At 63.2% G+C, this 26208-nt stretch carries 25 protein-coding genes; 6 read left to right on the top strand and 19 right to left on the bottom strand.

The window, feature by feature from the left end; all coding sequences use genetic code 11:
* Position 1 precedes the first annotated feature (1 nt).
* The 14 genes from lepB to ACOYR4_RS07060 all read right to left on the bottom strand — a co-directional run bounded on the left by lepB (position 2) and on the right by ACOYR4_RS07060 (position 14333).
* A complete protein-coding gene (gene lepB / locus ACOYR4_RS07125) occupies positions 2-976 on the bottom strand; it encodes a signal peptidase I (RefSeq protein ID WP_422849083.1) in 975 nt (324 codons plus the stop codon).
* Positions 976-2784 carry a translation elongation factor 4 gene (gene lepA, locus ACOYR4_RS07120; RefSeq protein WP_015013196.1) on the bottom strand — a complete coding sequence of 603 codons (1809 nt, stop codon included), beginning with the start codon at positions 2782-2784 and terminating at the stop codon, positions 976-978. Before lepA ends, lepB begins: the two co-directional genes overlap by 1 nt.
* 511 nt (positions 2785-3295) lie before the next feature.
* Positions 3296-4765 carry a DegQ family serine endoprotease gene (locus tag ACOYR4_RS07115; RefSeq protein WP_422849082.1) on the bottom strand — a complete coding sequence of 490 codons (1470 nt, stop codon included), beginning with the start codon at positions 4763-4765 and terminating at the stop codon, positions 3296-3298.
* A 164-nt stretch (positions 4766-4929) separates the two neighbouring features.
* Positions 4930-5982: a MucB/RseB C-terminal domain-containing protein gene (locus ACOYR4_RS07110; RefSeq protein ID WP_422849081.1), complete on the bottom strand. Its 1053-nt coding sequence runs from the start codon at positions 5980-5982 to the stop codon at positions 4930-4932.
* A 36-nt stretch (positions 5983-6018) separates the two neighbouring features.
* A complete protein-coding gene (locus ACOYR4_RS07105) occupies positions 6019-6678 on the bottom strand; it encodes a sigma-E factor negative regulatory protein (RefSeq protein WP_422849080.1) in 660 nt (219 codons plus the stop codon).
* Between the two features lie 9 nt (positions 6679-6687).
* The gene (rpoE, locus tag ACOYR4_RS07100; RefSeq protein ID WP_343734974.1) at positions 6688-7314 is read right to left on the bottom strand and encodes an RNA polymerase sigma factor RpoE; all 627 of its coding nucleotides are present in this window, start codon (positions 7312-7314) and stop codon (positions 6688-6690) included.
* Between the two features lie 647 nt (positions 7315-7961).
* Entirely contained in the window at positions 7962-9206 is a 1245-nt protein-coding gene (gene fabF / locus ACOYR4_RS07095) for a beta-ketoacyl-ACP synthase II (RefSeq protein ID WP_422849079.1), read from the bottom strand.
* A gap of 48 nt (positions 9207-9254) precedes the next feature.
* Complete coding sequence (gene acpP / locus ACOYR4_RS07090; RefSeq protein ID WP_003058049.1) at positions 9255-9494, bottom strand: acyl carrier protein; 240 nt, start codon at positions 9492-9494, stop codon at positions 9255-9257.
* 103 nt (positions 9495-9597) lie between these two features.
* On the bottom strand, positions 9598-10347 hold the full coding sequence (fabG, locus tag ACOYR4_RS07085; protein WP_015013189.1) for a 3-oxoacyl-ACP reductase FabG: 750 nt from the start codon (positions 10345-10347) through the stop codon (positions 9598-9600).
* Positions 10344-11294: an ACP S-malonyltransferase gene (fabD, locus tag ACOYR4_RS07080; protein WP_422849078.1), complete on the bottom strand. Its 951-nt coding sequence runs from the start codon at positions 11292-11294 to the stop codon at positions 10344-10346. Before fabD ends, fabG begins: the two co-directional genes overlap by 4 nt.
* 59 nt (positions 11295-11353) lie before the next feature.
* Positions 11354-12331: a beta-ketoacyl-ACP synthase III gene (locus ACOYR4_RS07075; protein WP_422849077.1), complete on the bottom strand. Its 978-nt coding sequence runs from the start codon at positions 12329-12331 to the stop codon at positions 11354-11356.
* A complete protein-coding gene (gene plsX / locus ACOYR4_RS07070; RefSeq protein ID WP_015013186.1) occupies positions 12331-13383 on the bottom strand; it encodes a phosphate acyltransferase PlsX in 1053 nt (350 codons plus the stop codon). Before plsX ends, ACOYR4_RS07075 begins: the two co-directional genes overlap by 1 nt.
* Positions 13384-13490: 107 nt before the next feature.
* A complete protein-coding gene (rpmF, locus tag ACOYR4_RS07065) occupies positions 13491-13673 on the bottom strand; it encodes a 50S ribosomal protein L32 (protein WP_005794249.1) in 183 nt (60 codons plus the stop codon).
* Between the two features lie 111 nt (positions 13674-13784).
* Entirely contained in the window at positions 13785-14333 is a 549-nt protein-coding gene (locus tag ACOYR4_RS07060) for a YceD family protein (protein WP_043565232.1), read from the bottom strand.
* 25 nt (positions 14334-14358) lie between these two features.
* Here ACOYR4_RS07060 and ACOYR4_RS07055 point away from each other — a divergent pair, with 25 nt between their 5' ends.
* Together ACOYR4_RS07055 and ACOYR4_RS07050 are read left to right on the top strand one after the other, a co-directional pair.
* The gene (locus ACOYR4_RS07055) at positions 14359-14958 is read left to right on the top strand and encodes a Maf family nucleotide pyrophosphatase (RefSeq protein WP_422849076.1); all 600 of its coding nucleotides are present in this window, start codon (positions 14359-14361) and stop codon (positions 14956-14958) included.
* Positions 14955-15731, top strand: a complete 777-nt coding sequence (locus ACOYR4_RS07050; protein ID WP_309825706.1) for an SAM-dependent methyltransferase — start codon at positions 14955-14957, stop codon at positions 15729-15731. The genes ACOYR4_RS07055 and ACOYR4_RS07050 overlap by 4 nt, the downstream gene beginning before the upstream one ends.
* Before the next feature lie 269 nt (positions 15732-16000).
* Here the strand turns inward: ACOYR4_RS07050 and ACOYR4_RS07045 are convergent, their stop codons facing one another.
* The 4 genes from ACOYR4_RS07045 to ACOYR4_RS07030 form a co-directional block, all read right to left on the bottom strand.
* Positions 16001-17047 (bottom strand): S49 family peptidase, encoded by a 1047-nt coding sequence (locus ACOYR4_RS07045; protein WP_422849075.1) that lies wholly within the window; start codon positions 17045-17047, stop codon positions 16001-16003.
* Positions 17048-17139: 92 nt separating this feature from the next.
* Positions 17140-17517 (bottom strand): Rieske (2Fe-2S) protein, encoded by a 378-nt coding sequence (locus ACOYR4_RS07040; protein WP_309825710.1) that lies wholly within the window; start codon positions 17515-17517, stop codon positions 17140-17142.
* Positions 17518-17543: 26 nt separating this feature from the next.
* Positions 17544-18218: an HAD family hydrolase gene (locus ACOYR4_RS07035; RefSeq protein WP_422849074.1), complete on the bottom strand. Its 675-nt coding sequence runs from the start codon at positions 18216-18218 to the stop codon at positions 17544-17546.
* A gap of 29 nt (positions 18219-18247) precedes the next feature.
* Positions 18248-19249, bottom strand: a complete 1002-nt coding sequence (locus tag ACOYR4_RS07030) for an RluA family pseudouridine synthase (RefSeq protein WP_422849073.1) — start codon at positions 19247-19249, stop codon at positions 18248-18250.
* Between the two features lie 598 nt (positions 19250-19847).
* Here ACOYR4_RS07030 and ACOYR4_RS07025 point away from each other — a divergent pair.
* From ACOYR4_RS07025 to queF, 4 genes are all read left to right on the top strand, one after another.
* The gene (locus tag ACOYR4_RS07025) at positions 19848-22952 is read left to right on the top strand and encodes an Rne/Rng family ribonuclease (protein WP_422849072.1); all 3105 of its coding nucleotides are present in this window, start codon (positions 19848-19850) and stop codon (positions 22950-22952) included.
* A gap of 242 nt (positions 22953-23194) precedes the next feature.
* Complete coding sequence (gene yaaA / locus ACOYR4_RS07020) at positions 23195-23980, top strand: peroxide stress protein YaaA (RefSeq protein ID WP_422849071.1); 786 nt, start codon at positions 23195-23197, stop codon at positions 23978-23980.
* Between the two features lie 38 nt (positions 23981-24018).
* Positions 24019-24930: a 2OG-Fe(II) oxygenase gene (locus ACOYR4_RS07015; RefSeq protein WP_291441484.1), complete on the top strand. Its 912-nt coding sequence runs from the start codon at positions 24019-24021 to the stop codon at positions 24928-24930.
* Between the two features lie 98 nt (positions 24931-25028).
* Positions 25029-25874 (top strand): NADPH-dependent 7-cyano-7-deazaguanine reductase QueF, encoded by an 846-nt coding sequence (gene queF / locus ACOYR4_RS07010; RefSeq protein ID WP_422849070.1) that lies wholly within the window; start codon positions 25029-25031, stop codon positions 25872-25874.
* Between the two features lie 32 nt (positions 25875-25906).
* On the opposite strand, the gene ACOYR4_RS07005 is transcribed toward queF, so the two are convergent.
* On the bottom strand, positions 25907-26173 hold the full coding sequence (locus ACOYR4_RS07005) for a hypothetical protein (RefSeq protein WP_056061307.1): 267 nt from the start codon (positions 26171-26173) through the stop codon (positions 25907-25909).
* Positions 26174-26208: the final 35 nt, after the last annotated feature.

Below are 26208 nucleotides of genomic sequence, written 5' to 3'. Positions count from 1 at the left end.
CTCAATGGAACGAGCCGATGCGCTTGAGACTACCGAAATTCATCCAGACAAAAAAGGCCTTGCCCACAATGTTGCCCTCAGGCACGAACCCCCAGTAACGGGAATCCAGTGAGTTGTCTCGGTTGTCACCCATCATGAAGTAGTGTCCCTCCGGCACCTTGCACGTAACACCTTCCACACTGTAGCGACAGTTTTCACGATAGGCAAAATTGCTGGCGCCTTGCACAAAAGCGGGCACATCGGGGTTGTTCAACAACCGGTGTGGCTTGTCGCCCAGTTGCTCTTCGAACTGCTTGAAGTACCGCATCGAGTCTTCTTCAAAGAAGTCGGGCAAGGCTTTCGTATCTAGCGCTTTGCCATTGATGGTGAGGCGCTTGTTGATGTAAGCCACCTCGTCGCCCGGCACACCCACCACCCGCTTGATGTAGTCCATGCTCGGTTGTGGTGGGTAGCGAAATACCAGCACATCGCCGCGCACGGGCCGGCTGCCTTCCGTCAGCCGTGTGTTAATGACGGGCAGCCGGATACCGTATGTGAATTTGTTCACCAGAATCAGGTCGCCCACCAGCAGGGTCGGGATCATGGAACCCGACGGGATCTTGAAGGGCTCAAACAGAAACGAGCGCAAAAAGAAAACGGCCGCAATCACGGGGAACAAGCCCGCCGTCCAGTCCAGCCACCAGGGTTGCATGAGGATGCGGCCCTTGGCTTCCTGCACATCCACGTCCACCTTCTGGATCCCCATGCGATCCAGTTCAGCGCGCCGCTCGGCGGCTGCATCCTCAATGGCCTGGGCTGCACGCCGCCGGCGAGGGAGAAAATAAATGCGCTCTGCCAGCCAGTAAACACCGGTGACGACCGTCGCAAGGAACAGGAGCAGCGCAAAGTTGCCCTCGATCGCCCCGGTGTACCAAGCACCGATGTAACTCACAAAGGCCGCCAGCACCAGCGACGTCAAAATTTGCATGAACTGCATCAGTCTTCCACCTGCAAAATGGCCAGAAATGCCTCCTGGGGCACCTCGACCGATCCAATCTGTTTCATGCGCTTCTTGCCTGCCTTCTGCTTCTCAAGCAGCTTGCGCTTGCGGGTAATGTCGCCCCCATAGCACTTGGCCAGCACGTTCTTGCGCAGCGCCTTGATGGTTTCACGGGCAATGATGTTGGCGCCGATGGCGGCCTGAATCGCCACATCGAACATCTGGCGGCTGATGATCTCGCGCATCTTGGCCGCCACCGCGCGGCCACGATAGGCCGACTGGCTGCGGTGGACGATGATGGACAGCGCGTCGACCTTTTCACCATTGAGCAGGATGTCCACCTTCACCACGTCGGAGGCGCGGTACTCCTTGAACTCGTAGTCCATGGAGGCGTAGCCGCGCGACACGGACTTGAGCTTGTCGAAGAAGTCCAGCACGATCTCGCCCAGCGGCAGCTCGTAGGTCAGCATGACCTGCCGGCCGTGGTAGGCCATGTTGAGTTGCACGCCACGCTTCTGGTTGGCCAGCGTCATCACAGGGCCCACGTATTCCTGCGGCATGTACAGATGCACCGTGACGATGGGCTCGCGGATCTCCTGGATACGCCCCTGCTCCGGCATCTTGGAGGGGTTCTCCACCATGATGACTTCGCCGTCACCCTTGACCACCTCGTACACCACGCTGGGCGCGGTGGTGATCAGGTCCTGGTCGAACTCGCGCTCCAGACGTTCCTGAACGATCTCCATGTGCAAGAGGCCCAGGAAGCCGCAGCGGAAGCCGAAGCCCAACGCTTGCGACACCTCGGGCTCAAAGTGCAGCGAGGCGTCATTGAGCTGGAGCTTTTCCAGCGCGTCGCGCAGCTGGTCGTATTCGCTGGCTTCGGTCGGGTAGAGACCGGCGAACACCTGGGGCTGGATTTCCTTGAAGCCGGGCAGCGCCTGCTCAGCCGGGCCCAGGTTGTTGGGTAGCTTCTTTTCCAGCGTGATGGTGTCGCCCACCTTCGCGGCCTTCAGCTCCTTGATGCCCGCAATGATGTAGCCCACCTCGCCCGCATTGAGCGCGTCGCGCGGTGAGTTTGCGGGCGTGAACACACCCAGGTTGTCAGCGTTGTAGGCCGCGCCCGACGCCATCATCTTGATGCGCTCGCCTTTGAGCAGGCGACCATCCACCACGCGCACCAGCATCACCACACCGACGTACGGGTCGAACCAGCTGTCAATGATCATCGCACGCAGTGGGGCATCTGGATTGCCACGAGGTGCAGGCACCTTCGCGACGATCAGTTCCAGGATTTCATCGATGCCCATGCCCGTCTTTGCCGAGCATGGGATGGCATCCGTGGCATCGATGCCGATGACATCCTCGATCTCGGCCTTCGCGTTGTCGGGGTCGGCCTGTGGCAGGTCCATCTTGTTGAGCACGGGCAGCACTTCGACACCGAGATCCAGCGCGGTGTAGCAGTTGGCCACAGTCTGTGCCTCCACCCCTTGCGATGCATCCACGACCAGCAGTGCGCCCTCGCACGCAGACAACGAACGGCTGACCTCGTACGAGAAGTCCACATGGCCCGGTGTGTCGATCAGATTGAGGTTGTAGACCTGCCCATCGCGCGCCTTGTAATGCAGCGCAGCGGTCTGCGCCTTGATGGTTATCCCACGCTCTTTTTCGATGTCCATCGAGTCCAGGACCTGGGCCTCCATCTCACGGTCTGCAAGACCTCCACACCGCTGGATCAAGCGGTCGGCCAGCGTCGACTTGCCATGGTCGATGTGCGCAATGATGGAAAAATTTCTGATGTGATTCATCAACGGAAAGCGTCAAGTGATTGAATTAAAACAGCGCGCACAAGAAAAAAGGGCGCGTCGAGTGGCGACGCGCCCTGAACCAACAATCATTGGCAACTGCGATAGTTGGAGCTTCATTGTAGGCAAAAAGGCCAACTGAAAAAGCCCACCCCCCGGTATCTGAGGGAAGTTGCCATGGTGCAACAGGGATTTTATACACAGTTTATGCACAGTCCACACACAAACAACGCTGAACAACTTGTGGGCGAGCTGTGGATCAACTGTGCATTGCACAAAAACATCCCACATCGTGAACACAGAGCCGGTCGATATGCAGATAAGCGTTGAACGCCGGCCTCTATTCTATCGAAAGTGGTTGATGGCCCTTTAAAAAGTTAGCAAAAGCTAACATCTAGACTCATTGCGGCGCCAGCGATCGACCTGTCAAAAATTCAGCGATCACGGCAAAGTCCCCCATTCTAAGTAGGGAATCGCCCCGGGCGGAGCCATTCCCCTCACGCCTCTGCCCAGCTCACTTGCCAGGACGAATCAGCGCGTACTGCGCCCACTCGCCGCGGCGATAGAGCACATTAATAGGCTTGCTCTTATCGGCCTTGGACAGCACGGTCTCGAACTCTTTCACGCCCGAGACTTCCGTGTTGGCCACCGACAAGATGATGTCCCCTTCGCGCAGGCCCGCGCGTGCGGCAGCATCCGTAGCGGCAGCCACCACCACACCGCCCTTGAGCTTGAGCTCTTTCTTCTGGGCATCCGTCAGGTCGGTCACAGACAAACCCATCTGCTGCGCGGCGGCTGAGGCCTTGGGCTTCTCTTCGCGCTCAGCTACTTTGGTCGCTGGCTTGTCTGGCTCGATCTCCGCAATGGTGATCGCCAGATCACGCGAGGCACCGCGACGGAACACCGTGACGGAGCTGCGGTTACCCGGCTTGGTGTTACCAACCAAGCGCGGCAGGTCTGCCACTTTGTCAATGGACTTGCCATCAAACCGCGTGATGATGTCGCCCGCCTCCACGCCGGCCTTGTCGGCAGGCGATCCAGCCTCCACCCCCGTTACCAAGGCTCCTTGCGCCTTGCCCAGACCAATCGATTCGGCAACGTCCTTGGTGACTGGCCCGATCTGCACGCCGATGCGGCCACGCGTCACACGACCCGACGCGCGCAGTTGATCACTCACACGGATGGCTTCATCCATGGGAATTGCGAATGAGATCCCCATGAACCCCCCCGAGCGGGAATAGATCTGGCTGTTGATGCCAACCACCTCGCCCCGCATGTTGATGAGGGGGCCGCCAGAGTTCCCAGGGTTGATGGCCACATCCGTCTGAATGAAGGGGAGGTAGTCGCCCGTGTCCCGCTGCTTGGCGCTGACGATGCCTGCCGTCACCGTGTTCTCCAGCCCAAAGGGTGAGCCAATCGCCATCACCCATTCACCCACGCGGAGCCGGCTCACGTCGCCCACCTTGACCGCAGGCAGTCCGGAAGCCTCGATCTTCACCACCGCTACATCGGTGCGTTTGTCGGCGCCCACGATACGCGCCTTGAACTCGCGCTTGTCGGTCAAAGTCACGATGACTTCATCGGCACCATCGACCACGTGCGCGTTGGTCATCACGAACCCGTCGGAGGTCAAGATGAAACCCGACCCCACACCGCGTGGCTGAGCCTCTTCCTCCTGCTGGGGTCTATGGGGCCGCTGCTGCCGCGGGACGTTGGGAATCGGAACACCAAACCGGCGGAAGAATTCGAGCATCTCTTCGTCCATACCGTTGGCATTGGACCGACTGGACACTTTCTCGACCGTGCGGATGTTGACCACCGAAGGCCCCACCTGATCCACCAGATCAGTGAAATCAGGCAGGCCTCGAACCAGTGGTGCAGGCTGTGCCAACGCCGCATGGGGCGCTAACGACATAGTGGCCAAACCACCCATCAGGCATGCCACTGCCACCGAACGCAACATACTTCCATCAAACTTCGGCATCTTCGACCTTTCTTGATTCTTGGCGAATGCTGTTCACGAATTGTGTGTGACTGTGAAGAGTGTGACGCCAAATGGTTCCCGGGATGCGTGGCCACCACCATGACCCCACGACGATCCACAGGTCCACGAGCGATGGGCCCACCGCTTCGTACCCACAGCACCGGTCAGCGCAGGCGCTCCAGTTGGCCGACAAAGAGGCGCAGCGTCTGCAGTGGCACTTCACCCACCGCAGTCAGCCACATGTCTGATGGCCCACGTTGGGCCAGCAACTGGGTGGCTCCCATGCTGGACACCTGGGGCTGCGCGGGATGGCGCTGGGGGTCAAACGGCTCGACGAAAAGCGAGACCGAAGCCAACCCATCGGAGTAAAGACACTGCAAGACACTGGGGGCGTCCGGCGCGTCGGATACCGCCCTGCGATGGCAACTGACAGGCACAAAACCCGCCACCGGCTGGCGCAAGGTCCAACCTTCGGCCTTGGCCGTGGTCTTGACGACGGAAGGTGCGACCACCTTGTAACCCGAGGTCGCATCCATCAGACGCGACAGCTGCTCCACCTTCACCGGCGCGTTGAGGTCCAGTTCGGAAAAAGCCGCCTGCTCCAGCACCCGACCGTCCGCCGCCAGCGTCTGCAGCTTCACCACCAGCCCGGTCTCCCGCTCACTCCAGAGCCGATAACCAAAGCGCAGAGTGTCCGCGGGCTGAAACGAAACCACATCCGACATGAAGCCCGCCACCCGCTCCTGGCCCAGCAGGCGGGGTGTGTAAAACTGGGCAATCGACGTTCCGCTGACGACAGGTACGCGCGGAAAGAGCCCGGACGTATCACGACGGTCCGAGCGCACGACGCGCGCCTGAGGCAGAAAGGTGCGAACCTCATCATTGCGACGATAGACGGTGCGCGGAGTGCCACTGAGCGACTCCACCCGCTCCAACTGTTGCTGGCCGTCGCATGCATGCCAGATGCGTGAACTGGACATGGCGCCATTGGCTGACAGCACCACAAAGGTGCCGGCATATGCACGGCTGCAGGGTGCGCTGTGCATGCGCTCGATCCACTGCGCCATGTCGCGCTCTGCCGGTGCATTGGCAACTGATTCGGCGGGACCAGCCACCGCAGGAAGTACGCTCAGTCCGCAAAGTGCCGCCGCGATCAGCGAGCCAAACCATCGAACCCGGGAAATTCCAAAGACCTTCACTACTCCAGAGGGGTTCATCACACGATCTCAGCGCCAGAAATTGCCATCCACGGTTCAGCGGCCAGGGGTCTCAAACGTCGCGTTGCGCAAAAAGCCCGCCGGCATCTGCAGGGCCGATGTACTTCCGAACTGCTTGTGGGCGGCCAGCAACTCGTCCAGACGAGGGTCCCGGATCATCACCTGCTGGCCGTCTGCGTCTGCAACGGCCACTACGGGCGCGCCTTGCGCCGTCGCGCGCTCGGGGGAAGATGCGGCCAGTTGCGCCCCCGGCCCGCCGGCACCCTGGAGTTGGGAGAACGAGGTCCAGCCGATGGCCGCCACGGCGGCCAGCGATGCAAAACCCGCCACCATCTTCCAACGGAACACAGAAGCATTGGCAGCCTCCGGCAAGTGAGCTGCTACATGGTCTAGTGGGTCCAGTTCAACCGGAGCCTGAGGGCGCTGTGGCGGCGTTTCCTTGGCAAGCTCGTCGCGCAAGCGGGACAGAAATGCCGGATTCACTGGCCGGGCCAGGTCAGAGGAGCGCAACACATCGCCCACAAGGTGATACACCCCCCAGGTGTCTCGTCCGTCATCTTCCGCCGCCCAGGCCAGCGCAGCGGCGAACTCGTCACCTTGGAGCTGACCGTCTGCCAGCGCCGACAACTGCTCGCTTCGCACTTCGCGCAAGTCAAGTTCTGCCGGGGTATGGATACCTGTTTCTGCCTTGTTCATTCGATCACCTCACCACCGTTTGCCCGACTGGTTTTCGAGCAAGGGACGCACTTTGGCCGAAATGGCTTCGCGCGCCCGAAAAATTCGAGACCGCACCGTACCTATGGGACATCCCATTGCGGTTGCAATTTCTTCGTAACTGAGCCCCTCGATCTCTCGCAGCGTGACCGCTTGGCGCAGATCGTCAGGCAAGGCCTCCATGGCTGCATTCACGACCTGCGCTATTTCTTGGGCCGCAAGGACAGTTTCTGGGGTTTCGTCGCTGGTTAGTTCGTGTCCAAGGCGGGAAGTTTCATCCTCATCCTCGGAACCCCGGAAGGCATTTTCAGAAATGACCGGGTTGCGCTTCATGTCCATCAGCGCCTTTTTGGCGGTGTTGACGGCAATCCGGTACAGCCAGGTGTAGAACTGGGCGTCGCCACGGAACTGGTGCAGCGCCCGATAGGCGCGAATGAAGGTTTCCTGGGCAATGTCCTGGACCAAGTCCGCGTCACGCACCATGCGTCCGATAAGTCGCTCGATGCGACGCTGGTACTTGATGACCAGCAATTCATAGGCGCGCTGGTCGCCCGCTACCGTGCGCTCCACCAGTTGGAGATCGCTGTCTTCGGAGGGGGAAGGCGGAATTACAGTCATGGATACTCAGGATTCACGCCCTGCAACAGCTTGCCGGGCGGTTTCGTCAGCGTTGTCAACGCCCGATATGGCGCGCGAATATACCGCACGGCGCAAGTCCATCCAGCGCTCAGGCTGGCTGGAGCGCTCCAGCCATAACCACTGGCATGAATGCCCTATGGGCACGACACGCAACCACAGGTGCGCCTGCAGATCCAGCAAGACCTCGGGAGGCACAGAAAGCGCCAGTGGCCCGCTAAAGGACTTTGCCGTTTGGCCCAGCGTCCAGGCTTGACCATCGAATTGCAGCACTACGCGCGGTTGGCTCCACCAAAAATGGGCTGCCCCTGCTGCTGCCAACAGCCAGAGTCCGAGGGCCACAGCAACCGATACAACTGCATCACGCGCCCCGGAGCTCACCCAAGCAACCGCGACCCCAGCCCCGGCGAACAAAAGAGCCAATAACAGTGCACCCAGCACCCTGCTGCGCCACAGCGGGTACTGAACAGAAGGAGCACGCCTTGAGAGCAGTGTCACAGGACTACCTACTCAGGCCCACAGACCGAATGCCTGCCAGCGCCAAAAACGACGCCATGCTCCTTTGGGAGGACGGTCGCAAGCGGACAGGCAATGCTTGTTGCAACCGAATCCGTGATGTCTGCGCCCAATCAGACGCGTTTGAACACCAGCGTTCCGTTGGTACCACCAAAACCGAAGTTGTTCTTCACGGCAACGTCGATCTTCATGTCCCGCGCCGTGTTGGCACAGTAGTCCAGATCACATTCCGGGTCCTTGTTGAACAGGTTGATGGTGGGTGGCACTTTTTGTTCGTGCAGGGCGAGCACGGTGAACACGCTCTCAATACCGCCCGCACCACCAAGCAAGTGGCCCGTCATGGACTTGGTGGAGCTCACCACGGTCTTGTAGGCATGGTCGCCCAAGGCCGCCTTGATCGCGTTGGTTTCGTTGATGTCGCCCAAGGGGGTGGACGTGCCGTGGGCATTGAGATAGTCCACCTGATCCACATTGATCCCGGCATTGCGCAGTGCACTGAGCATGGCGCGCCGAGGCCCGTCCATGTTGGGAGCCGTCATGTGCCCAGCATCTGCGCTCATGCCAAAGCCGCTGAGTTCGGCGTAAATCTTGGCACCTCGGGCCTTGGCGTGCTCGTACTCTTCCAGCACCATCACGCCAGCGCCCTCGCCAAGCACAAAACCGTCGCGATCCTTGTCCCATGGGCGGGATGCTGTCTTGGGATCGTCGTTGCGGGTGGACAGTGCGCGCATGGCGGCAAACCCACCAATGCCCAGCGGGGAAACCGTGGATTCGGTCCCGCCAGCCACAACCACGTCGGCATCGCCGTATTCGATCATGCGTCCTGCCTCGCCAATGCAGTGCAAGCCCGTTGTGCAGGCAGTCACCACGGCAAGGTTGGGGCCCTTGAAGCCAAAACGCATGGACACATGCCCTGCCACCATGTTGATGATGGACGCAGGGACAAAAAATGGGGTGATACGCCGGGGTCCACGGCTGACCAGTTCGGCGTGGGTGTCTTCGATCAGCGGCAGGCCGCCAATGCCGGAGCCGATCACGCAGGCAATGCGTGTGGCGAACTCCTCACTGAGCGCTTCCCCCGTGGGAAGGCCTGCGTCCTGCACGGCCTGCGCCGCGGCAGCAATGCCGTAGTGGATGAAGGTGTCCATCGCGCGCGCGTCCTTGGCGCTGATGTACGACTCCAGGTCAAGACCTTTGACCTCTCCCGCAATCTTGCAGGCGAAGTTCGACGCATCGAACTTGGTGATGAGGTCAATGCCGGATCGGCCGGCAAGGAGGTTGGCCCAGGAATCGGCCACCGTGTTACCCACGGGGCTGACGCAACCCAGGCCGGTCACGACAACGCGACGACGGCTCATGCGTATAAAACCTTCTGCTGATCGCTTGAGTCAGGCGCGGGGCGCCGCTCAGGCCTTCTGGTGGGTGTTGGCGTAGTCGATGGCGTTTTGCACCGTGGTGATCTTCTCGGCGTCTTCGTCCGGGATCTCGATGCCGAATTCGTCTTCCAGAGCCATCACCAGTTCCACCGTGTCGAGCGAGTCGGCACCGAGGTCTGCCACGAAGGCCTTTTCATTGGTGACTTGGGACTCTTCCACACCGAGTTGTTCGGCAATGATTTTTTTGACGCGTGCTTCGATATCGCTCATGGTTTCCCTCTGGGGGTTGTGAATGAATCCGCGATTCTAGCCGCTTAAGGAGAAGCCCCTAAACGACCCGCCGTCCGGATGAACCGGCGTTAACTTGTCTTAATTACATGTACATGCCGCCATTGACGTGCAACTCCTGCCCCGTCACGTAGCCAGCCTCGCGCGAGGCAAGGTATGCCACCGCGTGTGCGATGTCCGCAGGCTTGCCCATGTGACCCAGCGGGATCTGCGCATTGAGCGCTTTTTGCTGGTCTTCGGGCAGCACGGAGGTCATGTCGGTCTCGATGAAACCGGGTGCCACGCAGTTCACGGTGATGTTGCGGCTGCCCAGCTCACGGGCCAGTGCACGCGTCATACCCGCCACACCCGCCTTGGCCGCAGCATAGTTGGCCTGCCCCGGATTGCCCGACGCACCCACCACGCTGGTGATGCTGATGATGCGCCCAAAGCGCTGCTTCATCATCGGGCGAATAGCGGCACGGCTTGTGCGGAATACGGCCTTGAGATTGGTGTCCAGCACCGCATCCCAGTCGTCGTCCTTCATGCGCATGGCCAGGGTATCGCGCGTGATGCCGGCGTTGTTCACCAGCACATGCAGACCACCCTGTTGCTTGACGATGCCGTCCATCAAGGCCTCGACCGCAGCCACATCGTTCACATTCAGATTAGCACCCCGGCAGCCAGGGTAAGCCGACAGCGCCTGGCTGATGCGCGCAGCGCCTTCATCCGTGGTGGCCGTACCCACCACCTGGTAGCCGCGCACCGCCAATTCCAGGGCAATGGCCGCGCCAATGCCGCGCGATGCGCCGGTCACCAGCGCCACTTGCGCCGCTGTCTGGGTCGATTCCGTCATGCCAACAACTCCCGGGTTTCGGCCAGCGTGGCCGAGTCAAACAATGCAGCACCGACCAGTTCGGGGTCGATGCGTTTGGTGAGGCCAGCCAGCACCTTGCCGGGGCCACATTCAATGATGTGCGTCACACCGCGCGCCTTGAGCGCATGCACGCATTCCACCCAGCGCACGGGGCCGAAGGCCTGGCGATAGAGCGCTTCGCGAATGGCATCAGCGTCCTGCTGCACCGCCACGTCCACGTTGTTGACCACCGGAATCTGGGGGGCAGCCAAGGCAACGTCTGCCAGAGCCACACGCAGCTTTTCAGCGGCCGGCTTCATCAGGCTGGAGTGAAAAGGCGCCGACACCGGCAGGGGCAATGCACGCTTGGCGCCCGCCGCCTTAAGCACTTCGCAGGCCTTGTCCACCGCCGCCTTGGTACCAGCGATCACGGTCTGGATCGGGTCGTTGAAATTGACAGCCTCCACCACTTCGGCCGTGCCCGGGCCGAACGAGGCCAATGCCTCGGCGCAACCGGCGATGACCTTGGAAGCCTCCATGCCCAGAATGGCGGCCATGGCTCCGGTCCCGACGGGCACAGCCTCTTGCATGGCCGCTGCGCGCAACCGCACGAGCGGAGCCGCCTGCGCCAGCGTCAGCACACCAGCCGCCACCAGGGCGGAGTATTCACCCAGCGAATGCCCCGCCACAGCCGCTGGGGCTGCGCCACCTTCTGCGCGCCACACCCGCCATGCCGCCACACCCGCGACCAGCATCACCGGCTGGGTGTTGGTGGTGAGAGCCAACGCTTCCTTGGGACCTTCCTTGATCAGCAGGCCAACATCTTCGCCCAAGGCATCCGAGGCTTCCTTCAGGGTCTGAGCCACCACCGGGTGGTCACCCCAGCCATCCAGCATGCCCACCGATTGCGAGCCTTGCCCAGGAAAGACAAATGCAAAAGACTTCATGAAAAATCCAGAAATATGATGAAACTGGCCGGTAGCGCTAGTACCTATTGCGCTAGCAGCTACAACTTCAGGAGCACGGCGCCCCAGGTGAAGCCGCCGCCCACGCCTTCGAGCAGCAGGGTTTCGCCTTTCTTGACCTGACCGGCACGCACCGCGTGGTCCAGAGCCAGAGGAATGGACGCCGCCGAGGTATTGCCGTGCTGGTCCACCGTGACCACGACCTTGTCCATGGACATCTTCAGTTTGCGGGCAGTGCCCTGCATGATGCGGATGTTGGCCTGGTGCGGAATCAGCCAATCGATATCGACCTCAGTCAGCCCGGCCTTGGCCAAGGCCGCGTGGGCCGCTTTCTCCAGCACACCGACTGCCAGCTTGAAGACCGCCTGCCCGTCCATCTTGAGGACCGGGTCGCCAAGCACCTTGCCGCCAGACACATTGCCGGGCACACACAAAATATCCACATGCTTGCCGTCGGCGTGCAGGTCGCTCGACAGGATGCCCGGTGTGTCCGAGGCTTCCAGCACCACAGCGCCCGCGCCATCACCGAACAACACACAGGTAGTGCGGTCGTTGAAGTCCAGAATGCGGCTGAAAACTTCGGCGCCAATCACCAGGGCGCGGTTGGCCGCACCGGTCTGGATCATGGAATCCGCCACGGACAAGGCATAGACAAACCCGCTGCAGACCGCTTGCACATCGAAAGCGGGGCAACCATTGGCGCCCAGCTTGTTCTGCAAGATACAAGCGACGGACGGAAACACCATGTCTGGCGTGGACGTGGCCACGATGATCAGATCGATGTCTGTGGGCTGCAGATTGGCAGCCTGCAAGGCACTGCGCGCAGCCTCCAGACCGAGGTCGCTGGCCGTGACATCCGGCGCGGCAAAGTGGCGCGCCCGAATACCGGTGCGCTCCACAATCCATTCATCCGAGGTTTCGATGCCGCGCTGGCCCAGTTCTGCGACCAGATCGGCGTTGGTCAACCGGCGTGGGGGCAGATAGCTGCCTGTGCCGGTAATGCGGGAATAACGTCTCATTATTGTGCGGTCGCCGCAACGCCAGGCTGGGGCTGGGCATCTGCAGGCGCCAGCAGGGGCGCCGCGTGCGCAATCCGGGTCCGGACACGGTCGAGCAGGTTGTTGCGGGCTGCATCATACGCCCGGTTCAACGCCTGCTCGAAAGCCATGGCGTCTGCCGATCCGTGGCTCTTGAACACCAGCCCGCGCAGGCCCAGCAGCGCCGCACCGTTGTAACGACGGTAATCCATGCGCTTCATCAACGCTTTTAGGATCGGATAAGCGACGATGGCAGCCATTTTGGTAAAAATGTGGCGCGAAAACTCGGTTTTGAGAGCGCCAATGATCATTGACGCCACACCTTCGCTGGCCTTGAGGGCCACATTGCCCACGAACCCGTCACAGACCACGATATCCACCGTACCCTTGAAGATATCGTTACCCTCCACATTGCCATAGAAGTTCAAGTCGCCGGAATTGGCCGCAGATCGCAGCAATTCACCAGCTTTTTTGATTACTTCACTGCCCTTGATGACTTCTTCACCAATGTTCAGCAGGCCCACCGTGGGCTCACCACCCTCTTGAAGAACCGACACCAGGGCAGAGCCCATCACGGCAAACTGCAGCAGATGCTCGGCCGAGCAATCGACATTGGCACCCAGATCCAGGACGGTTGTGGCCCCGCCCGTGGCGTTAGGCATCTGGGTGGCGATGGCGGGCCGGTCGATGCCGTCCAGCGTCTTGAGAAGGTACCGGGCAATGGCCATCAGGGCCCCGGTATTGCCGGCAGACACCGCTGCCGATGCAGCGCCGTCCTTGACCTGCTGGATGGCAACCCGCATCGAAGAATCCTTCTTCTTGCGCAAGGCCACCTCCACCGGATCGTCCATGGCCACCACTTCGGTAGCAGGCACGATGGTGGCTCGGTCGTGGGAAAACGATTGCAGGCTGTCCGCCAGGCCAACTAGCAGCAGGCGGGCATCCGGGTGGTGGTCGAGAAACTGGCGGCACGCCGCGAGCGTGACGCGGGGGCCGTGGTCGCCCCCCATGCAGTCAACAGCCAGTGTGATCATGGGCGACTTGTCCGGTCGGCCCAAGGGGCCGAGAAATGAATACGACGGTCAAAACAAAGGCCCGCGCTACAGGGTGTGTAGCAACGGGCCTTTGGATGGAGTGAAGGTCAGGCTTCAGACTTGTTCTTCAGCACCTGACGGCCACGGTAGAAACCGTTGGGGCTGATGTGGTGACGCAGGTGCGTTTCACCGGTAGTGGGTTCCACAGCAATGCCTGGCACATTCAGGGCATTGTGCGAGCGGTGCATACCGCGCTTGGAAGGGGACTTTTTGTTTTGCTGAACGGCCATGATGGCTCCTGATCTGGAATAGGTTGGTAAAAACGCGATCAGCCCAAAAAGACACGATGGGGTTCGCGTGAAGCCGACGATTATAACCCAAATGCTTTTTGGGCCTGCCAATCAGTCTTTGGCATCCTTGCGCAAAGCGGCCAAGGCAGCGAAAGGATTGGGTTTTTCGGCATTGGCTTCTTCAAAATCATCGTCAGAAGACGCGAGAGGTACCGAGGTCGGACACTCGTCGTGTTTGGGCACCACGGGCAACGCCATCAGCAACTCGTCCTCGATGAGTTCGTGCAAATCAAACTCGCGGCTCAGGGCCAGCAGGTCTTCTTCGCTCTCATCGTCCAGGGCCTCGGCCGTGGCTTCATCGGCCACGAAGCGAAACTCCCGATCCACCTCCAGCGGGACATCCACCGGCGTCAGGCAGCGCTGGCACTCCATAGGGAAGCTGGCGCGTACCTTGATGTGCAACCAGACCTGCCCCATTCCGCCCAGCGCAGTGCGTATTTCACCGGTCGCCTCCCAGTCCACCAACAGGTCCGGGTGCAGGCCTTTGGCTTCTTGCGCCAGGCGTTCGTACTTCAACAGCGAGTCGTGGCCCGCCAGCCGACCGCCCGCCTGTGCAAAGGCTTTCACGTCGAGGCGCTGTGCGGAGAATTCCTTGGTCATGGCGGCAGTGTAAGAGAATCGGCGCATGCATCAATCCCCCTCCTCCCAACGCCCTCTGGTATTGGGCTCGACCTCGCGCTACCGGCGCGAATTGCTGGAACGGCTGAACCTGCCTTTCGAAGTGACCGCCCCCCATGTCGATGAGACCCCCCTGCCCGGCGAGGCGCCCCGCGCCCTGGCCTTGCGCCTGGCGCTGGCTAAAGCGAAAGCTGTGGCACGGCAGCACCCCGAAGCGGTGGTGATCGGGTCCGACCAGGTGGCCGACCTGGCCGGGGAGCCGCTGGGCAAACCGGGCCAGCACGAGCGCGCCGTGCAGCAGTTGCATCAGATGCGCGGCCAGACGGTGGTGTTCCAGACCGCGCTGGCCGTGGTGTGCGCCGCCACCGGCTTTGAGCAGGTGGACCTCGCCCCCGTGGAGGTGAAGTTCCGCGACCTGTCGGACGAGGAAATCGAACGTTACCTGCGCGCCGAACAGCCCTACGACTGCGCAGGCAGCGCCAAGAGCGAAGGCCTGGGCATTGCACTGCTGGACGCCATCCACAGCGATGACCCCACGGCGCTCATCGGGCTGCCACTGATCCGCACATGCCGCATGCTGCGCGCAGCGGGGCTGGTGCTGCCATGAGCGTCAAAACCGGCACGCTGTATCTTGTGCCTGCCCCCCTGGACTTTGGCTGCGACACCCAGGCCCCGCTGCAGGACGCCCTGCCCTCGGCCACCATGCAAACGGCCTCCCGCCTGACCCACTGGGTGTGCGAAAACGCCAAGAGCACGCGGGCTTACCTCAAGCGGATTGACGCGCTGTACCCCCTGGCTCTGTCCCTGCAGCAACAGCAGATCACCGAGTTGCCGCGCGAGGTGCACAAAAAGGGTGACCACGGCGACAAGGGCTCAGCCCCGTTCGACGCCCGCCCGCTGCTCGCTGCTGCGCTCAACGGGCACGATATCGGCCTGGTCAGCGAAGCAGGCATGCCCGCCGTGGCCGACCCCGGCTCGTCGGTGGTGCGGGCTGCGCACGACCTGGGCCTGCGCGTGGTGCCACTGGTCGGGCCGGTGTCGCTGCTGCTGGCGCTGGCGGCCAGCGGCCTCAACGGGCAAAACTTCGCCTTTGTCGGCTACCTGCCGCAAGACGGGCAAGAGCGCACACAGCGCATCAAGGAGCTTGAGGGCATGGCGCTGCGCACAGGCCAGACCCAGCTGTTCATCGAGACCCCGTACCGCAACCCCGCCCTGTGGCAGGCCCTGGTGCAGACCCTGCAACCGCACACCCGGCTGGCGCTGGCCAGCGGCCTGACCCTGCCCGATGCGCGGGTGCAAAGCCAGCTGGTGCGCCAGTGGAAGCAGCAGCCCGCGCCACCGGACAACCGCACGCCCGTAGTGTTTGCGCTGGGACGCTGAAACAGGCAGGAGGCGGCACGGGACACGCGTAGCGCCTAAAATGCTACATATTCAGGAGCATTTCAGGCATATTGCACTAGCGCATTCGCCCGAAAACACCTCAAAACGCTGCACAACGGCCTCGCACAGGCTCCGAGGTACAGCACACAACCTGGGCCTACAAAAAAGCCCCGGCAGAGACCTCTGCCGGGGCTTGGGATACGCATCTTCCTCAGTCAATTCAAGGGTTTGCGGATGATCAAGCCCCCTTGCCGAGTCCTAGGCGACTGTCAGCGCAGCTGCGGCCCCGATACAGCCAGCGATTTGACCGCGCCCATGCCCACGGCAGCGCCAAAGCGCTTGGCCAGGCGCTCGGCCACGTTGTCGCGGCGGGTGTAGTCGATGATGTCTTCGGCCTTGACCACTTCGCGCGCCACGTAGTCGAGGTTGCCCAGCTTGTCCGCAAGTCCCATCTCCACAGCCTGCTGGCCTGTCCAGAACAAGCCGCTGAAGGTGTCGGGCGTGGTCTTGAGGCGATCACCCCGCCCGGCCTTCACCACGGCAATGAATTGCTGGTGGATCTGGTCCAGCATGGTCTGCGCATAGGCGCGCTGCTTTTCGGTCTGCGGGCTGAAGGGGTCGAGAAAGCCTTTGTTTTCACCGGCGGTGAGCAGGCGGCGTTCCACACCCAGCTTTTCCATGGTGCCAGTGAAGCCGAAGCCATCCATCAGCACACCGATGCTGCCCACGATGCTGGCCTTGTCCACGTAGATGTCGTCGGCAGCGGCAGCGATGTAGTAGGCGGCCGAGGCGCAGGTTTCTTCCACCACCGCGTAGATCGGTTTCTTGTGCTTGGCCTTCAGGCGCACGATCTCGTCGTTGATGATCCCCGCCTGCACGGGGCTGCCGCCCGGCGAGTTGATCAGCAGCACCAGGGCCTGCGAACCCTCGTCTTCCAGCGCGCTGCGCATGGCGGCCACCACAAACTCGGCACTGGCCTCGGCACCACTGGCGATTTCGCCCTTGATGTCCACCACCGCCGTGTGCGGCGCGCTGGTGCTGGTGCTGGGCGACGCCTGACGCAACGCGGCAAACGCAATCGCCGCCAGCAGGGCCAGCCATGCCAGGCGGAAAAAGATCTTCCAGCGACGGGCGCTGCGTTGCTCATTGAGAGCAGCAAAGGCCAGCTTTTCCAGCGTGGCACGTTCCCAGCCGGGTTCACGCGATGAGTCGCTCACAGGTGCTCCTGAATTTGTAGCTGCTTGCGCCCACAGATCGGGCGCGGAATTGGTTTTGGGGTCAAAGCCCGACGAGCCGGGCTGTTGGGAGTCTGTCATGTCATGCGTCCTGGGAACTGCACCGCTGCAGCCCGCGCGCCGTGCCGGACGGAACCAGGCGACAGCACATCAGGGTAATACATCTGGATTTTCTAGAACTCTACGGGCTGCAGGTTGTAGGCAGTATGCCAGCGCACCACGCCATCCCTCTCCGACAGGGCAATTTTCACCAGTCCACCCCGGCAGGGTCCGCCCGCGCACTGGCCGGTGTGGGGCAAATAAGCCGCGCCGTGGGTCGCACACAACAGCCAGTGGCCCGTGTCGTCAAAAAAACGGTCGGGCTGGTAGTCCATCTCCATTGCCACATGGGTGCAGCGGTTGAGGTAAGCGTGTGGCAGGCCCTGGTAGCGGATTGCAAAGGCCCGGCAGGTCTGGCCAGCGTACACGACATCAAACGGCACGGCACGGCCGCCATCGACGAGGTCGGCGCTGTTGCACAAAGCGAAGGACTGCTCGGGCGATATGTTCATGGCTTGCTCCGCTTCACGGCCCAGCGTCAGGCATTGTTCAGCAGCCAGTCGTGCAGCTCGCGCACCGAATGGGCCACCGCCAGCGGCTTGAGAGCATGGAAGGCGTCGGGCTCATGGGCGCCATAGCTCACCCCCACACTCGCACAGCCGGCGTTGACGGCCATCTGCAGGTCGTGCGTGGTGTCGCCAATCATCAAGAGACGCTCGGGCGCCACGTCAAATTCGGCCATCAGCTCCTGCAGCATCAGCGGGTGGGGCTTGCCTGCGGTCTGGTCGGCGGTGCGGGAGCCGTCGAACACACCGCGCAGGTCTACCGAGTGCAGCGCCTCGTCAAGCCCGCGCCGGCTTTTGCCGGTGGCCACGGCCAACAAGTGGCCGCGCTCGCGCAGGTCGTTCAGCAGAGGCAGCACGCCTTCAAACAGGCTCAGGTCGTCCTGGTGCTGGATGTAGTGAAAGCGGTAGCGGTTGCCCAGCTCCGTGTACTTCTCGGGCGGCACATCGGGCGCCGCATGGGCCAGCGCCTGCATCAGGCCCATGCCGATCACGTAGGCAGCCTCCTTGTCGGTGGGCACGGTGCCGCCCACGTCGCGCACCGCCGCCTGGATGCAGCGCACGATGATGGCGGTGGAATCGAACAGCGTGCCGTCCCAGTCAAAGGCGATGAGGTCGAAACGGCGCGGACGGAAGTTTTTGGCGGACATGGAAGCAGAAGTTTTTTCGCGCAGGATCGTCAGGCGGTGGGCACAAAATCGGCCAGCTCGGGGGGCAGCTCGGCGTTCAGTTGCACACGTTCGCCCGAGGCGGGGTGGTTGAACTGTAACCGCCACGCATGCAGAAACATGCGCTTCATCCCCTGCTTCTGCAGACGTTTGTTGAGGTCGAAATCGCCGTATTTGTCGTCGCCCACGATGGCGTGCCCCTGGCTGGCCAGGTGCACGCGGATCTGGTGGGTGCGGCCGGTCTTGATAGTCACCTCCAGCAGCGACATCGCGGGCAGGCCCTGTTCCGGCCGGGCCGCTGCTGTGCAGCGCACCTTGACCAGGGTGATGGAGCGCATGCCATCCGGGTCGTCTGCGGTGGTCACGCGCACGCGGCGTTCGCCGTCGGCCTGCAGGTATTTGTGCAGCGGCAGGTCGATGACCTTCTTGTTGGCCGGCCAGGTGCCGGTGACCAGCGCCAGGTAGGTTTTGCCCGTCTCGCGCTCGCGGAACTGGTCCTGCAGGTGAGTGAGCGCTGACCGCTTCTTGGCCACGAGCAGGATGCCGGAGGTCTCGCGGTCCAGCCGGTGCACCAGCTCCAGGAATTTGGAGGCAGGGCGCGCCTGGCGCAGCTGCTCGATCACTCCGAAGCTCACACCGCTGCCGCCGTGCACCGCCACGCCGGCCGGTTTGTCAATGGCGATCAGGTGCTCGTCTTCCAGCAGGATGGGAAATTCGCGTGCGGGCGCCGGGCGCTCGGCCTTTTCGGCGACCTTGTCTGAAATCCGGACAGGCGGCAGGCGCACGATGTCACCCGCCTCGACGCGGGTGTCGGCACTCACACGGCCTTTGTTGATGCGCACCTCGCCGCTGCGGATGATGCGGTAGACGTGCGTTTTTGGCACACCTTTCAGGTGGCGTATCAAAAAGTTATCGAGCCGCTGGCCGGCGGAGTCAGCATCCACTTCCACCAGGCGGGCTGCGGGAAGCCCCGCAGAAGCTGCGGGCGGTTTGGCCCCTATAATGTGTTTCACCTGCGCGTTGTTATGTAAGTGGTTGATTTGTCTGGAGTTTAGTCCACACAGCCCTTGCCCCTCACGCAGGCAGGTCGATGCCAGCGGGCGTCGTGCGCGCAGATTGCAGGCCAGATGCCTGTGGTGGCCCGCATGCCGTGCGGCGGGCTGACAGATTGAAACACTGATACGGAATCCCCCAGCTGGCAGATGCTCCCTACCCGGGCGCAGCCTGCCAGCGGATCAAAGCGAGCATGTGGTTGTTGATGAGCTGGATGGTGACCTTGTGGCGGTGGCTGATGCCCCCGGCTGCACGCTCCTATTCGGCTCTAGCGCCCAGCCAGCAAGCGCAATCAGCTACATTTTTGCTAGCAAAACTGCGCTCCTACCACTCGCCCCCATCCACGCGCCCCTGCCTCACGATGCTGCGCTAGAGCGCGGCAGATCATTGGCATTCCCGGCAATTCCCTTCGTTTCGATGCGTCAGTCCAGGCATTCACAGCTCCTGTAGAGCTTGTTGTTAATGGTTTGGAACTGTGGGCGGCAGCCCGCGCAGCTTTCCCCGCTGAGAGGGATGGTTGCACCGCTGCTGTCCGCAACACACTGAAGGAATCGCATCATGAAGCGGATGCTCATCAACGCCACGCAGCCCGAAGAACGGCGCCTGGCCATCGTCGACGGACAAAAGCTCCTCGACTACGAAATCGAGATTGAAGGGCGCGAGCAGCGCAAGGGCAACATCTACAAGGCCGTCGTCACGCGCGTCGAGCCCTCGCTGGAAGCCTGCTTTGTCGATTACGGCGAAGACCGCCACGGTTTCCTGCCGTTCAAGGAAATCTCGCGCCAGTACTTCGCCCCCGGCGTGTCGCCCAGCCAGGCGCGCATCAACGAAGTCATCAAGGAAGGCCAGGAACTGCTGGTCCAGGTCGAAAAGGAAGAGCGCGGCAACAAGGGTGCAGCCCTGACCACCTTCATCTCGCTGGCAGGCCGCTACGTGGTGCTGATGCCCAACAACCCCCGTGGCGGTGGCGTGTCGCGCCGCATCGAGGGCGAGGACCGCGCCGAACTCAAGGAGGCGATGGACCAGCTGGAGTACCCCAACGGCATGTCCATCATTGCGCGCACCGCCGGCATCGGCCGCACCGCGCCGGAGCTGCAGTGGGACCTGAACTACCTGCTCAAGCTCTGGAACGCCATCGACGGCGCTGCCAAGGGCGGCAAGGGCGCCTTTCTGATCTACCAGGAATCGTCGCTCGTCATCCGCGCGATCCGCGACTATTTCAACAACGACATCGGTGACATCCTCATCGATACCGACGACATCTACGAACAGGCGCAGCAGTTCATGGCGCACGTCATGCCCGAGCATGCCGCTCGCGTGAAGCGCTACCGCGACGACGCCGCCCTGTTCAGCCGCTTCCAGATCGAGCACCAGATCGAGTCGGCCTACGCCCGCACCGTGAGCCTGCCCTCGGGCGGCGCCATCGTGATCGACCACACCGAAGCATTGGTGTCCGTGGACGTGAACTCGGCCCGTGCCATCAAGGGCGGCGACATCGAGGAAACCGCCACCCGCACCAACCTGGAAGCCGCCGACGAAGTGGCCCGCCAGATGCGCCTGCGCGACCTGGGCGGCCTGATCGTGATCGACTTCATCGACATGGAAGAGTCGAAGAACCGCCGCGAAGTGGAAAACCGCCTGCGCGATGCGCTGCGCCAGGACCGCGCCCGTGTGCAGTTCGGCACCATCAGCAAGTTCGGCCTCATGGAAATGAGCCGCCAGCGCCTGAAGCCTGCCCTGTCCGAAGGCTCCTCCATCCCCTGTCCCCGTTGCGGAGGCTCGGGCCACATCCGTGACACCGAATCGTCGGCGCTGCAGATCCTGCGCATCATTCAAGAAGAGTCGATGAAGGACAACACCGCCGCCGTGCACTGCCAGGTGCCGGTGGAAGTGGCCTCGTTCCTGCTGAACGAAAAGCGCACCGAGATCGCAAAGATCGAACTCAAGCAGCGCGTGGCCGTGCTGATGGTGCCCAACAAGACGTTGGAAACCCCCAACTACCGCCTGGAACGCCTGAAGCACGACGACCCACGCTTGGACCACATCGAAGCCAGCTACAAGCTCGCCGAAGAAGTGGAAGACCCAACGTCTGTCACACGCCGCTCGCAGGAGCCCACCAACAAGCAGACCCCGGTGATCAAGGGCGTGCTGCCTGATGCCCCCGCCCCCGTGGCCGAGCCCCGCCCCGAAGGCGCGGCGCGCCCACCCCGTGGCGGCCAGCGCCCCGCAGCCCATGCAGCCCCTGCACCTGCCCCCGTGGCCGCTCCGGCGCCTGTCGCCCCCGCGCCGCAGGAGCAAGGCTTCTTCGCCTGGCTCAAGAGCCTGTTCGGCTTTGGCAGCGCCCCTGCCGCACCCGCCCCGGTGGCAACGGCTGCGCCAGCCGCCGCACCGGCCGCGGCTGAAACCACCGGCCGTGGCGAACCCCGCCGCGAAGGCCGCAACGGTGAAAGCCGTGGCCGCCGTGGTGGCCGCGACGGCAACCGTGACGGTCAGCGCGAAGGCGCACCACGTGACGGCAACCGCGAAGGCAGCACCGGCGAAAGCCGTGGCCGCCGTGGTGAACGCTCGGCCGAAGGCCGCGCACCCCGCGACGCAGAGCGCCGCCCTGAGGGCGAAGGCCGTGACGGTGGCCGCAACGGACGCGGCGAAGGCCGTGAAGGGGGCCGTGGCCGCCGCGACAGCGAGCCGCGCAACCTGAACGCTGGCACGAACGGAGACAACTCCAACGCCGCCACCGCTCAGGTGGAAGGCCCCAACGCTGGCAACACCGGTGGTGCAGAAGGCCAACCCGCCCAGCAACCCCGTGGCGAACGCGGCCCGCGCCGCGAACGCGGTGATCGCGGTGGCAACCGTGGCGAGCGTGGTGAACGCGCTCCCCGTGCGGTCGAGGCCCAGGAGGCAGCAGCCCCAGCCGCTGCTGGCGACTTTGCCGACACCGCGCCTCTGGCCTCGCTGCCAGACCTGGACCTGAGTGGCAATGACGCACCCGCGAATGGCAATGGCAATGGCGCCAACGAAGAGCAACGCCGCGAGCGCCGCTCCCGCGACCGCTACGGCCGTGACCGCCGCGAACGTGGCGAGCGTGGCCCACGCGACGCCAACGGCAACGCTGAAGCCGCAGCACCCGCCATGCTGGACTTCGACCCCACCCAGGCCGAGCCGGCCCCGGCACAGGACGAAGCGCCACGCCGCAGCTACTTCAGCAACAACACGCCCGCCGCAGAGCCTGTGGCACCGGTGGCAGCCCCTGTGGCCGCAGCGCCAGTCGCAGCGGCTACCGAACCTGTAGCTGTTCCCGCGCCTGTTGTCGCACCCGCTGCTGCCCCCGTGGCGGCACCGGCTCCGGTCGCGGCACCCGCTCCGGCCGCTGCAGCACCAGCGCCTGCAGCGCCTGCCAAGGGCCTGCCGCGCGTCCAGGCGTTCACGCTGCCCATCGATGAACTGCAGCAAGTGGCTGCCGCGTCGGGCTTGCAGTGGGTGAACTCGGACGCGGACAAGATTGCGGCCGTGCAGGCCGCCATCGCTGCCGAGCCCAAGCCCATCCGCGTGCCCCGCGAGCGCCCCCCAGCGGTGGTGCTGGACGAAGGCCCGCTGGTGCTGGTAGAAACCCGCCGCGACCTGTCGGCAATGGCGCTGCCATTTGAGCAGCCCCCCGCAGCCTGACACGCTGCAATGGCTGCTGCCCCAGGGCTGTAGCCATCACCCAGAAGGCGGCTCAGGCCGCCTTCTTTTTTTTGGGGACCGCCGAGTGTGTACGGCCCTTGGCGCCAATACCCGCAAGCGGCCGGAGGCAGCCTGTCAGCAGGTACCATTTCGGCTCGCTGGTGCCGCAGTGCAGCCAGTAACCCGCACCGTCCAGGCCAAGCCCCACGCCACACACCCGAGATCCACGGACCCTTCGCCCCATGCTGTTCCTGCTGTCTCCCGCCAAATCGCTCGACTACGACACGCCCGTTCCCGAAGGCCTGCCGCACACCACGCCACAATTTGTGCCGCAGTCCACGGCCCTCATCGAGGTGCTGCGCGAGCAGTCGCCGCAGCAGATTGCGTCGCTGATGGAGTTGAGCGACACGCTCGCGGCGCTGAACGTGGCGCGCTACCAGGCCTGGCGCCCCCGCTTCACGGCCCACAACTCGCGCCAGGCGGTGCTGGCCTTCAATGGCGACGTGTACGAGGGCCTGCAGGCCCGCAGCCTGAGCGCTGACGACCTGCACTGGGCCCAGAGCCATGTCGCCATCCTCAGCGGCCTGTATGGTGTGCTGCGGCCGCTGGACCGCATGCAGCCCTATCGCCTGGAGATGGGCACGCGCCTGGCCACCGAGGCAGGCAGCAACCTGTACCAGTTCTGGGGCCGCCAGATTGCCGAGCACCTGAACACCCGGCTGCGCGCGGACACCACGCCGGTGGTGATCAACCTCGCCTCGCAGGAATACTTCAAGGCCGTGGACCGCAAGGCGCTCAAGGCGCGCGTGATCGAATGCGTGTTCGAGGACTGGAAGGGCGGCAACTACAAGATCATCAGCTTCTTTGCCAAGCGCGCGCGCGGCCTGATGGCGCGCTATGCCATCACCCACCGCCTTGCCACACCCCACCAGCTCGAAGGCTTTGATCTGGATGGCTATGCCTTTGCCCCGGCCTCCTCCACGCCCGAGCGCCTGGTCTTCCGGCGCAAGGCCCCACCGGCCTTATAAACACCCCTCCCCCTGCTCTTTCTTGTTGAAGGACCGCCATGACATTGCGTTCTGACCAGCACCCGGACGGCACGACCACCAGCACCCAGCGCGCCAGCGCAGCGCGGCAGGCCATCACGCCCGAGCTGCGCCGCTGGATCATTGAGCAGGCGCAGGCAGGCTACGCCGCGCCTGTGGTGCTGCAATCCATGCGCGACGCAGGGTGGGACGAGGACGTGGCCGCCGACGCGCTGGAGATCACGCTGCAGGAGCACCTGAACGACCTGGCCGTGCAGCAGGGCCTGCCCTCGGCCGTGCCGGTGCCCGAGCCCCGGCTGGATGAATCCCCCGCCCAGGTGGACTGCGGAGACCGCACGGTGAATGTGCTGCTGGCCATGGCGCAGCCGCGCATCGTGGTGTTTGGCAACCTGCTGTCGCCAGAGGAGTGTGATGCCCTGATCGCCGCCGCAGAGCCCCGCATGGCACGCTCGCTCACCGTAGCCACCAAGACCGGCGGCGAAGAGATCAACGCCGACCGCACCAGCGACGGCATGTTCTTCCAGCGCGGCCAAAGCCCGTTGATCCAGCGCATCGAAGAGCGCATCGCGCGCCTGCTCCAGTGGCCCATCGAAAACGGCGAAGGCCTGCAGGTGCTGCATTACCGCCCCGGCGCCGAATACAAACCCCACTACGACTACTTCGACCCCGCCGAGCCCGGCACGCCCAGCATCATCAAGCGCGGCGGCCAGCGTGTGGGCACGCTGGTGATGTACCTCAACACGCCCGAAAAGGGCGGCGGCACCACCTTCCCCGACGTGCACCTGGAGGTCGCGCCGCAGCGTGGCAACGCGGTGTTCTTCAGCTACGAGCGCCCGCACCCGTCCACCCGCACCCTGCATGGCGGCGCCCCCGTGATCGCAGGGGACAAATGGATCGCCACCAAATGGCTGCGCGAGCGGGAATTTCAGTAAAAACGCCGGTATGCGCGAGTCGAATATGCGCCAGCAGCTACAAAAATAGTAGCAAAAATACATCCCCCTTGGAACCCATACACCCGAAAGACCAGGCCATGAACACGCCAGAACAATCCCAGCTTGGCAAGGCCTCGGCCTATATCGACCAGTACGACGCGTCGCTGCTGTTCCCCATCCCGCGCGCGGGCAAGCGGGCCGAGATCGGCATCACCGGCGCGGCGCCCTTCTTCGGGGCCGACCTGTGGACGGCGTTCGAGCTGTCGTGGCTGAACCAGCGTGGCAAACCACAGGTGGCCCTGGCGCACATCACGGTGCCCTGCGAGACGCCCAACATCGTCGAGAGCAAGTCGTTCAAGCTGTACCTCAACAGCTTCAACAACACGCGCTTTGCCGATGCGGCCGAGGTGCAGGCCCGCATCCGCGCCGACATCAGCGAGGCGGTGTGGCGCGGTGCCGAGCACCCCGCCACCGTGGGCGTGAAGCTCATCGCGCCCGAACTGTTCGACCAGGAGCCCGTGCACGAGCTGGACGGCCTGAGCCTGGACCGGCTGGACGTGGAATGCACGCGCTACCAGCCCGCGCCCGACCTGCTGACGGCCACATTCAACGAAGCGCCCGTAACCGAGACCCTCACCAGCAACCTGCTCAAGAGCAACTGCCTGGTGACCGGCCAGCCCGACTGGGGCAGCGTGCAGATCAGCTACAGCGGCCCACAGATCAACCAGGAAGGCCTGCTGCAGTACCTGGTGAGCTTTCGCAACCACAACGAGTTTCACGAGCAGTGCGTGGAGCGCATCTTCATGGACCTGTGGACCCGCTGCAAACCCATCAAGCTCACGGTGTACGCGCGCTACACGCGCCGTGGCGGGCTGGACATCAACCCCCTGCGCACCAGCCACCCGCAAGCCCTGCCGCGCAACGTGCGCACGGCGCGCCAGTAGGCCTGACCATCCCCGTCAACCGACCGCGTCCGTCAGTTGCGCGCGTCAATCCAGTCGCACCGCAGGGTGTGGCGCAGGTGCGCGCGGGTGCGCCAGGCAACGTACAGGCTGGGGACAAAAATGCCGATCAGGCAGACCGGCGCGGCGCAAGGCTCGCCAAACGCGCAGATGGGAAACCAGCCCACCCAGCCCAGCATCCAGACCGTCAGCACCAGGTCCCACAGGTGGTATTCGAGCGGGTGGTCGGCCTTGTGCGCCACATGCCACTGCTTGATGCGCTGCAGCTCGTCGAGGGTCATGGTGATCTCCCGGACAACGGGAGAATCACTGTAAG

Source organism: Acidovorax sp. M14, assembly GCF_049331375.1.
GTDB lineage: Bacteria > Pseudomonadota > Gammaproteobacteria > Burkholderiales > Burkholderiaceae_C > Acidovorax.
The sequence above is the reverse complement of the archived record's forward strand: the minus strand, read 5'-3'. Positions and strand labels throughout refer to the sequence as shown.

What these genes read in the sequence shown, in the direction of transcription:
- lepB (WP_422849083.1), bottom strand. Translation starts at nt 976, where the DNA reads ATGCAGTTCATGCAAATTTTGACGTCGCTGGTGCTGGCGGCCTTTGTG.
- lepA (WP_015013196.1), bottom strand. Translation starts at nt 2,784, where the DNA reads ATGAATCACATCAGAAATTTTTCCATCATTGCGCACATCGACCATGGC.
- ACOYR4_RS07115 (WP_422849082.1), bottom strand. Translation starts at nt 4,765, where the DNA reads ATGCCGAAGTTTGATGGAAGTATGTTGCGTTCGGTGGCAGTGGCATGC.
- ACOYR4_RS07110 (WP_422849081.1), bottom strand. Translation starts at nt 5,982, where the DNA reads ATGAACCCCTCTGGAGTAGTGAAGGTCTTTGGAATTTCCCGGGTTCGA.
- ACOYR4_RS07105 (WP_422849080.1), bottom strand. Translation starts at nt 6,678, where the DNA reads ATGAACAAGGCAGAAACAGGTATCCATACCCCGGCAGAACTTGACTTG.
- rpoE (WP_343734974.1), bottom strand. Translation starts at nt 7,314, where the DNA reads ATGACTGTAATTCCGCCTTCCCCCTCCGAAGACAGCGATCTCCAACTG.
- fabF (WP_422849079.1), bottom strand. Translation starts at nt 9,206, where the DNA reads ATGAGCCGTCGTCGCGTTGTCGTGACCGGCCTGGGTTGCGTCAGCCCC.
- acpP (WP_003058049.1), bottom strand. Translation starts at nt 9,494, where the DNA reads ATGAGCGATATCGAAGCACGCGTCAAAAAAATCATTGCCGAACAACTC.
- fabG (WP_015013189.1), bottom strand. Translation starts at nt 10,347, where the DNA reads ATGACGGAATCGACCCAGACAGCGGCGCAAGTGGCGCTGGTGACCGGC.
- fabD (WP_422849078.1), bottom strand. Translation starts at nt 11,294, where the DNA reads ATGAAGTCTTTTGCATTTGTCTTTCCTGGGCAAGGCTCGCAATCGGTG.
- ACOYR4_RS07075 (WP_422849077.1), bottom strand. Translation starts at nt 12,331, where the DNA reads ATGAGACGTTATTCCCGCATTACCGGCACAGGCAGCTATCTGCCCCCA.
- plsX (WP_015013186.1), bottom strand. Translation starts at nt 13,383, where the DNA reads ATGATCACACTGGCTGTTGACTGCATGGGGGGCGACCACGGCCCCCGC.
- rpmF (WP_005794249.1), bottom strand. Translation starts at nt 13,673, where the DNA reads ATGGCCGTTCAGCAAAACAAAAAGTCCCCTTCCAAGCGCGGTATGCAC.
- ACOYR4_RS07060 (WP_043565232.1), bottom strand. Translation starts at nt 14,333, where the DNA reads ATGACCAAGGAATTCTCCGCACAGCGCCTCGACGTGAAAGCCTTTGCA.
- ACOYR4_RS07055 (WP_422849076.1), top strand. Translation starts at nt 14,359, where the DNA reads ATGCATCAATCCCCCTCCTCCCAACGCCCTCTGGTATTGGGCTCGACC.
- ACOYR4_RS07050 (WP_309825706.1), top strand. Translation starts at nt 14,955, where the DNA reads ATGAGCGTCAAAACCGGCACGCTGTATCTTGTGCCTGCCCCCCTGGAC.
- ACOYR4_RS07045 (WP_422849075.1), bottom strand. Translation starts at nt 17,047, where the DNA reads ATGACAGACTCCCAACAGCCCGGCTCGTCGGGCTTTGACCCCAAAACC.
- ACOYR4_RS07040 (WP_309825710.1), bottom strand. Translation starts at nt 17,517, where the DNA reads ATGAACATATCGCCCGAGCAGTCCTTCGCTTTGTGCAACAGCGCCGAC.
- ACOYR4_RS07035 (WP_422849074.1), bottom strand. Translation starts at nt 18,218, where the DNA reads ATGTCCGCCAAAAACTTCCGTCCGCGCCGTTTCGACCTCATCGCCTTT.
- ACOYR4_RS07025 (WP_422849072.1), top strand. Translation starts at nt 19,848, where the DNA reads ATGAAGCGGATGCTCATCAACGCCACGCAGCCCGAAGAACGGCGCCTG.
- yaaA (WP_422849071.1), top strand. Translation starts at nt 23,195, where the DNA reads ATGCTGTTCCTGCTGTCTCCCGCCAAATCGCTCGACTACGACACGCCC.
- ACOYR4_RS07015 (WP_291441484.1), top strand. Translation starts at nt 24,019, where the DNA reads ATGACATTGCGTTCTGACCAGCACCCGGACGGCACGACCACCAGCACC.
- queF (WP_422849070.1), top strand. Translation starts at nt 25,029, where the DNA reads ATGAACACGCCAGAACAATCCCAGCTTGGCAAGGCCTCGGCCTATATC.
- ACOYR4_RS07005 (WP_056061307.1), bottom strand. Translation starts at nt 26,173, where the DNA reads ATGACCCTCGACGAGCTGCAGCGCATCAAGCAGTGGCATGTGGCGCAC.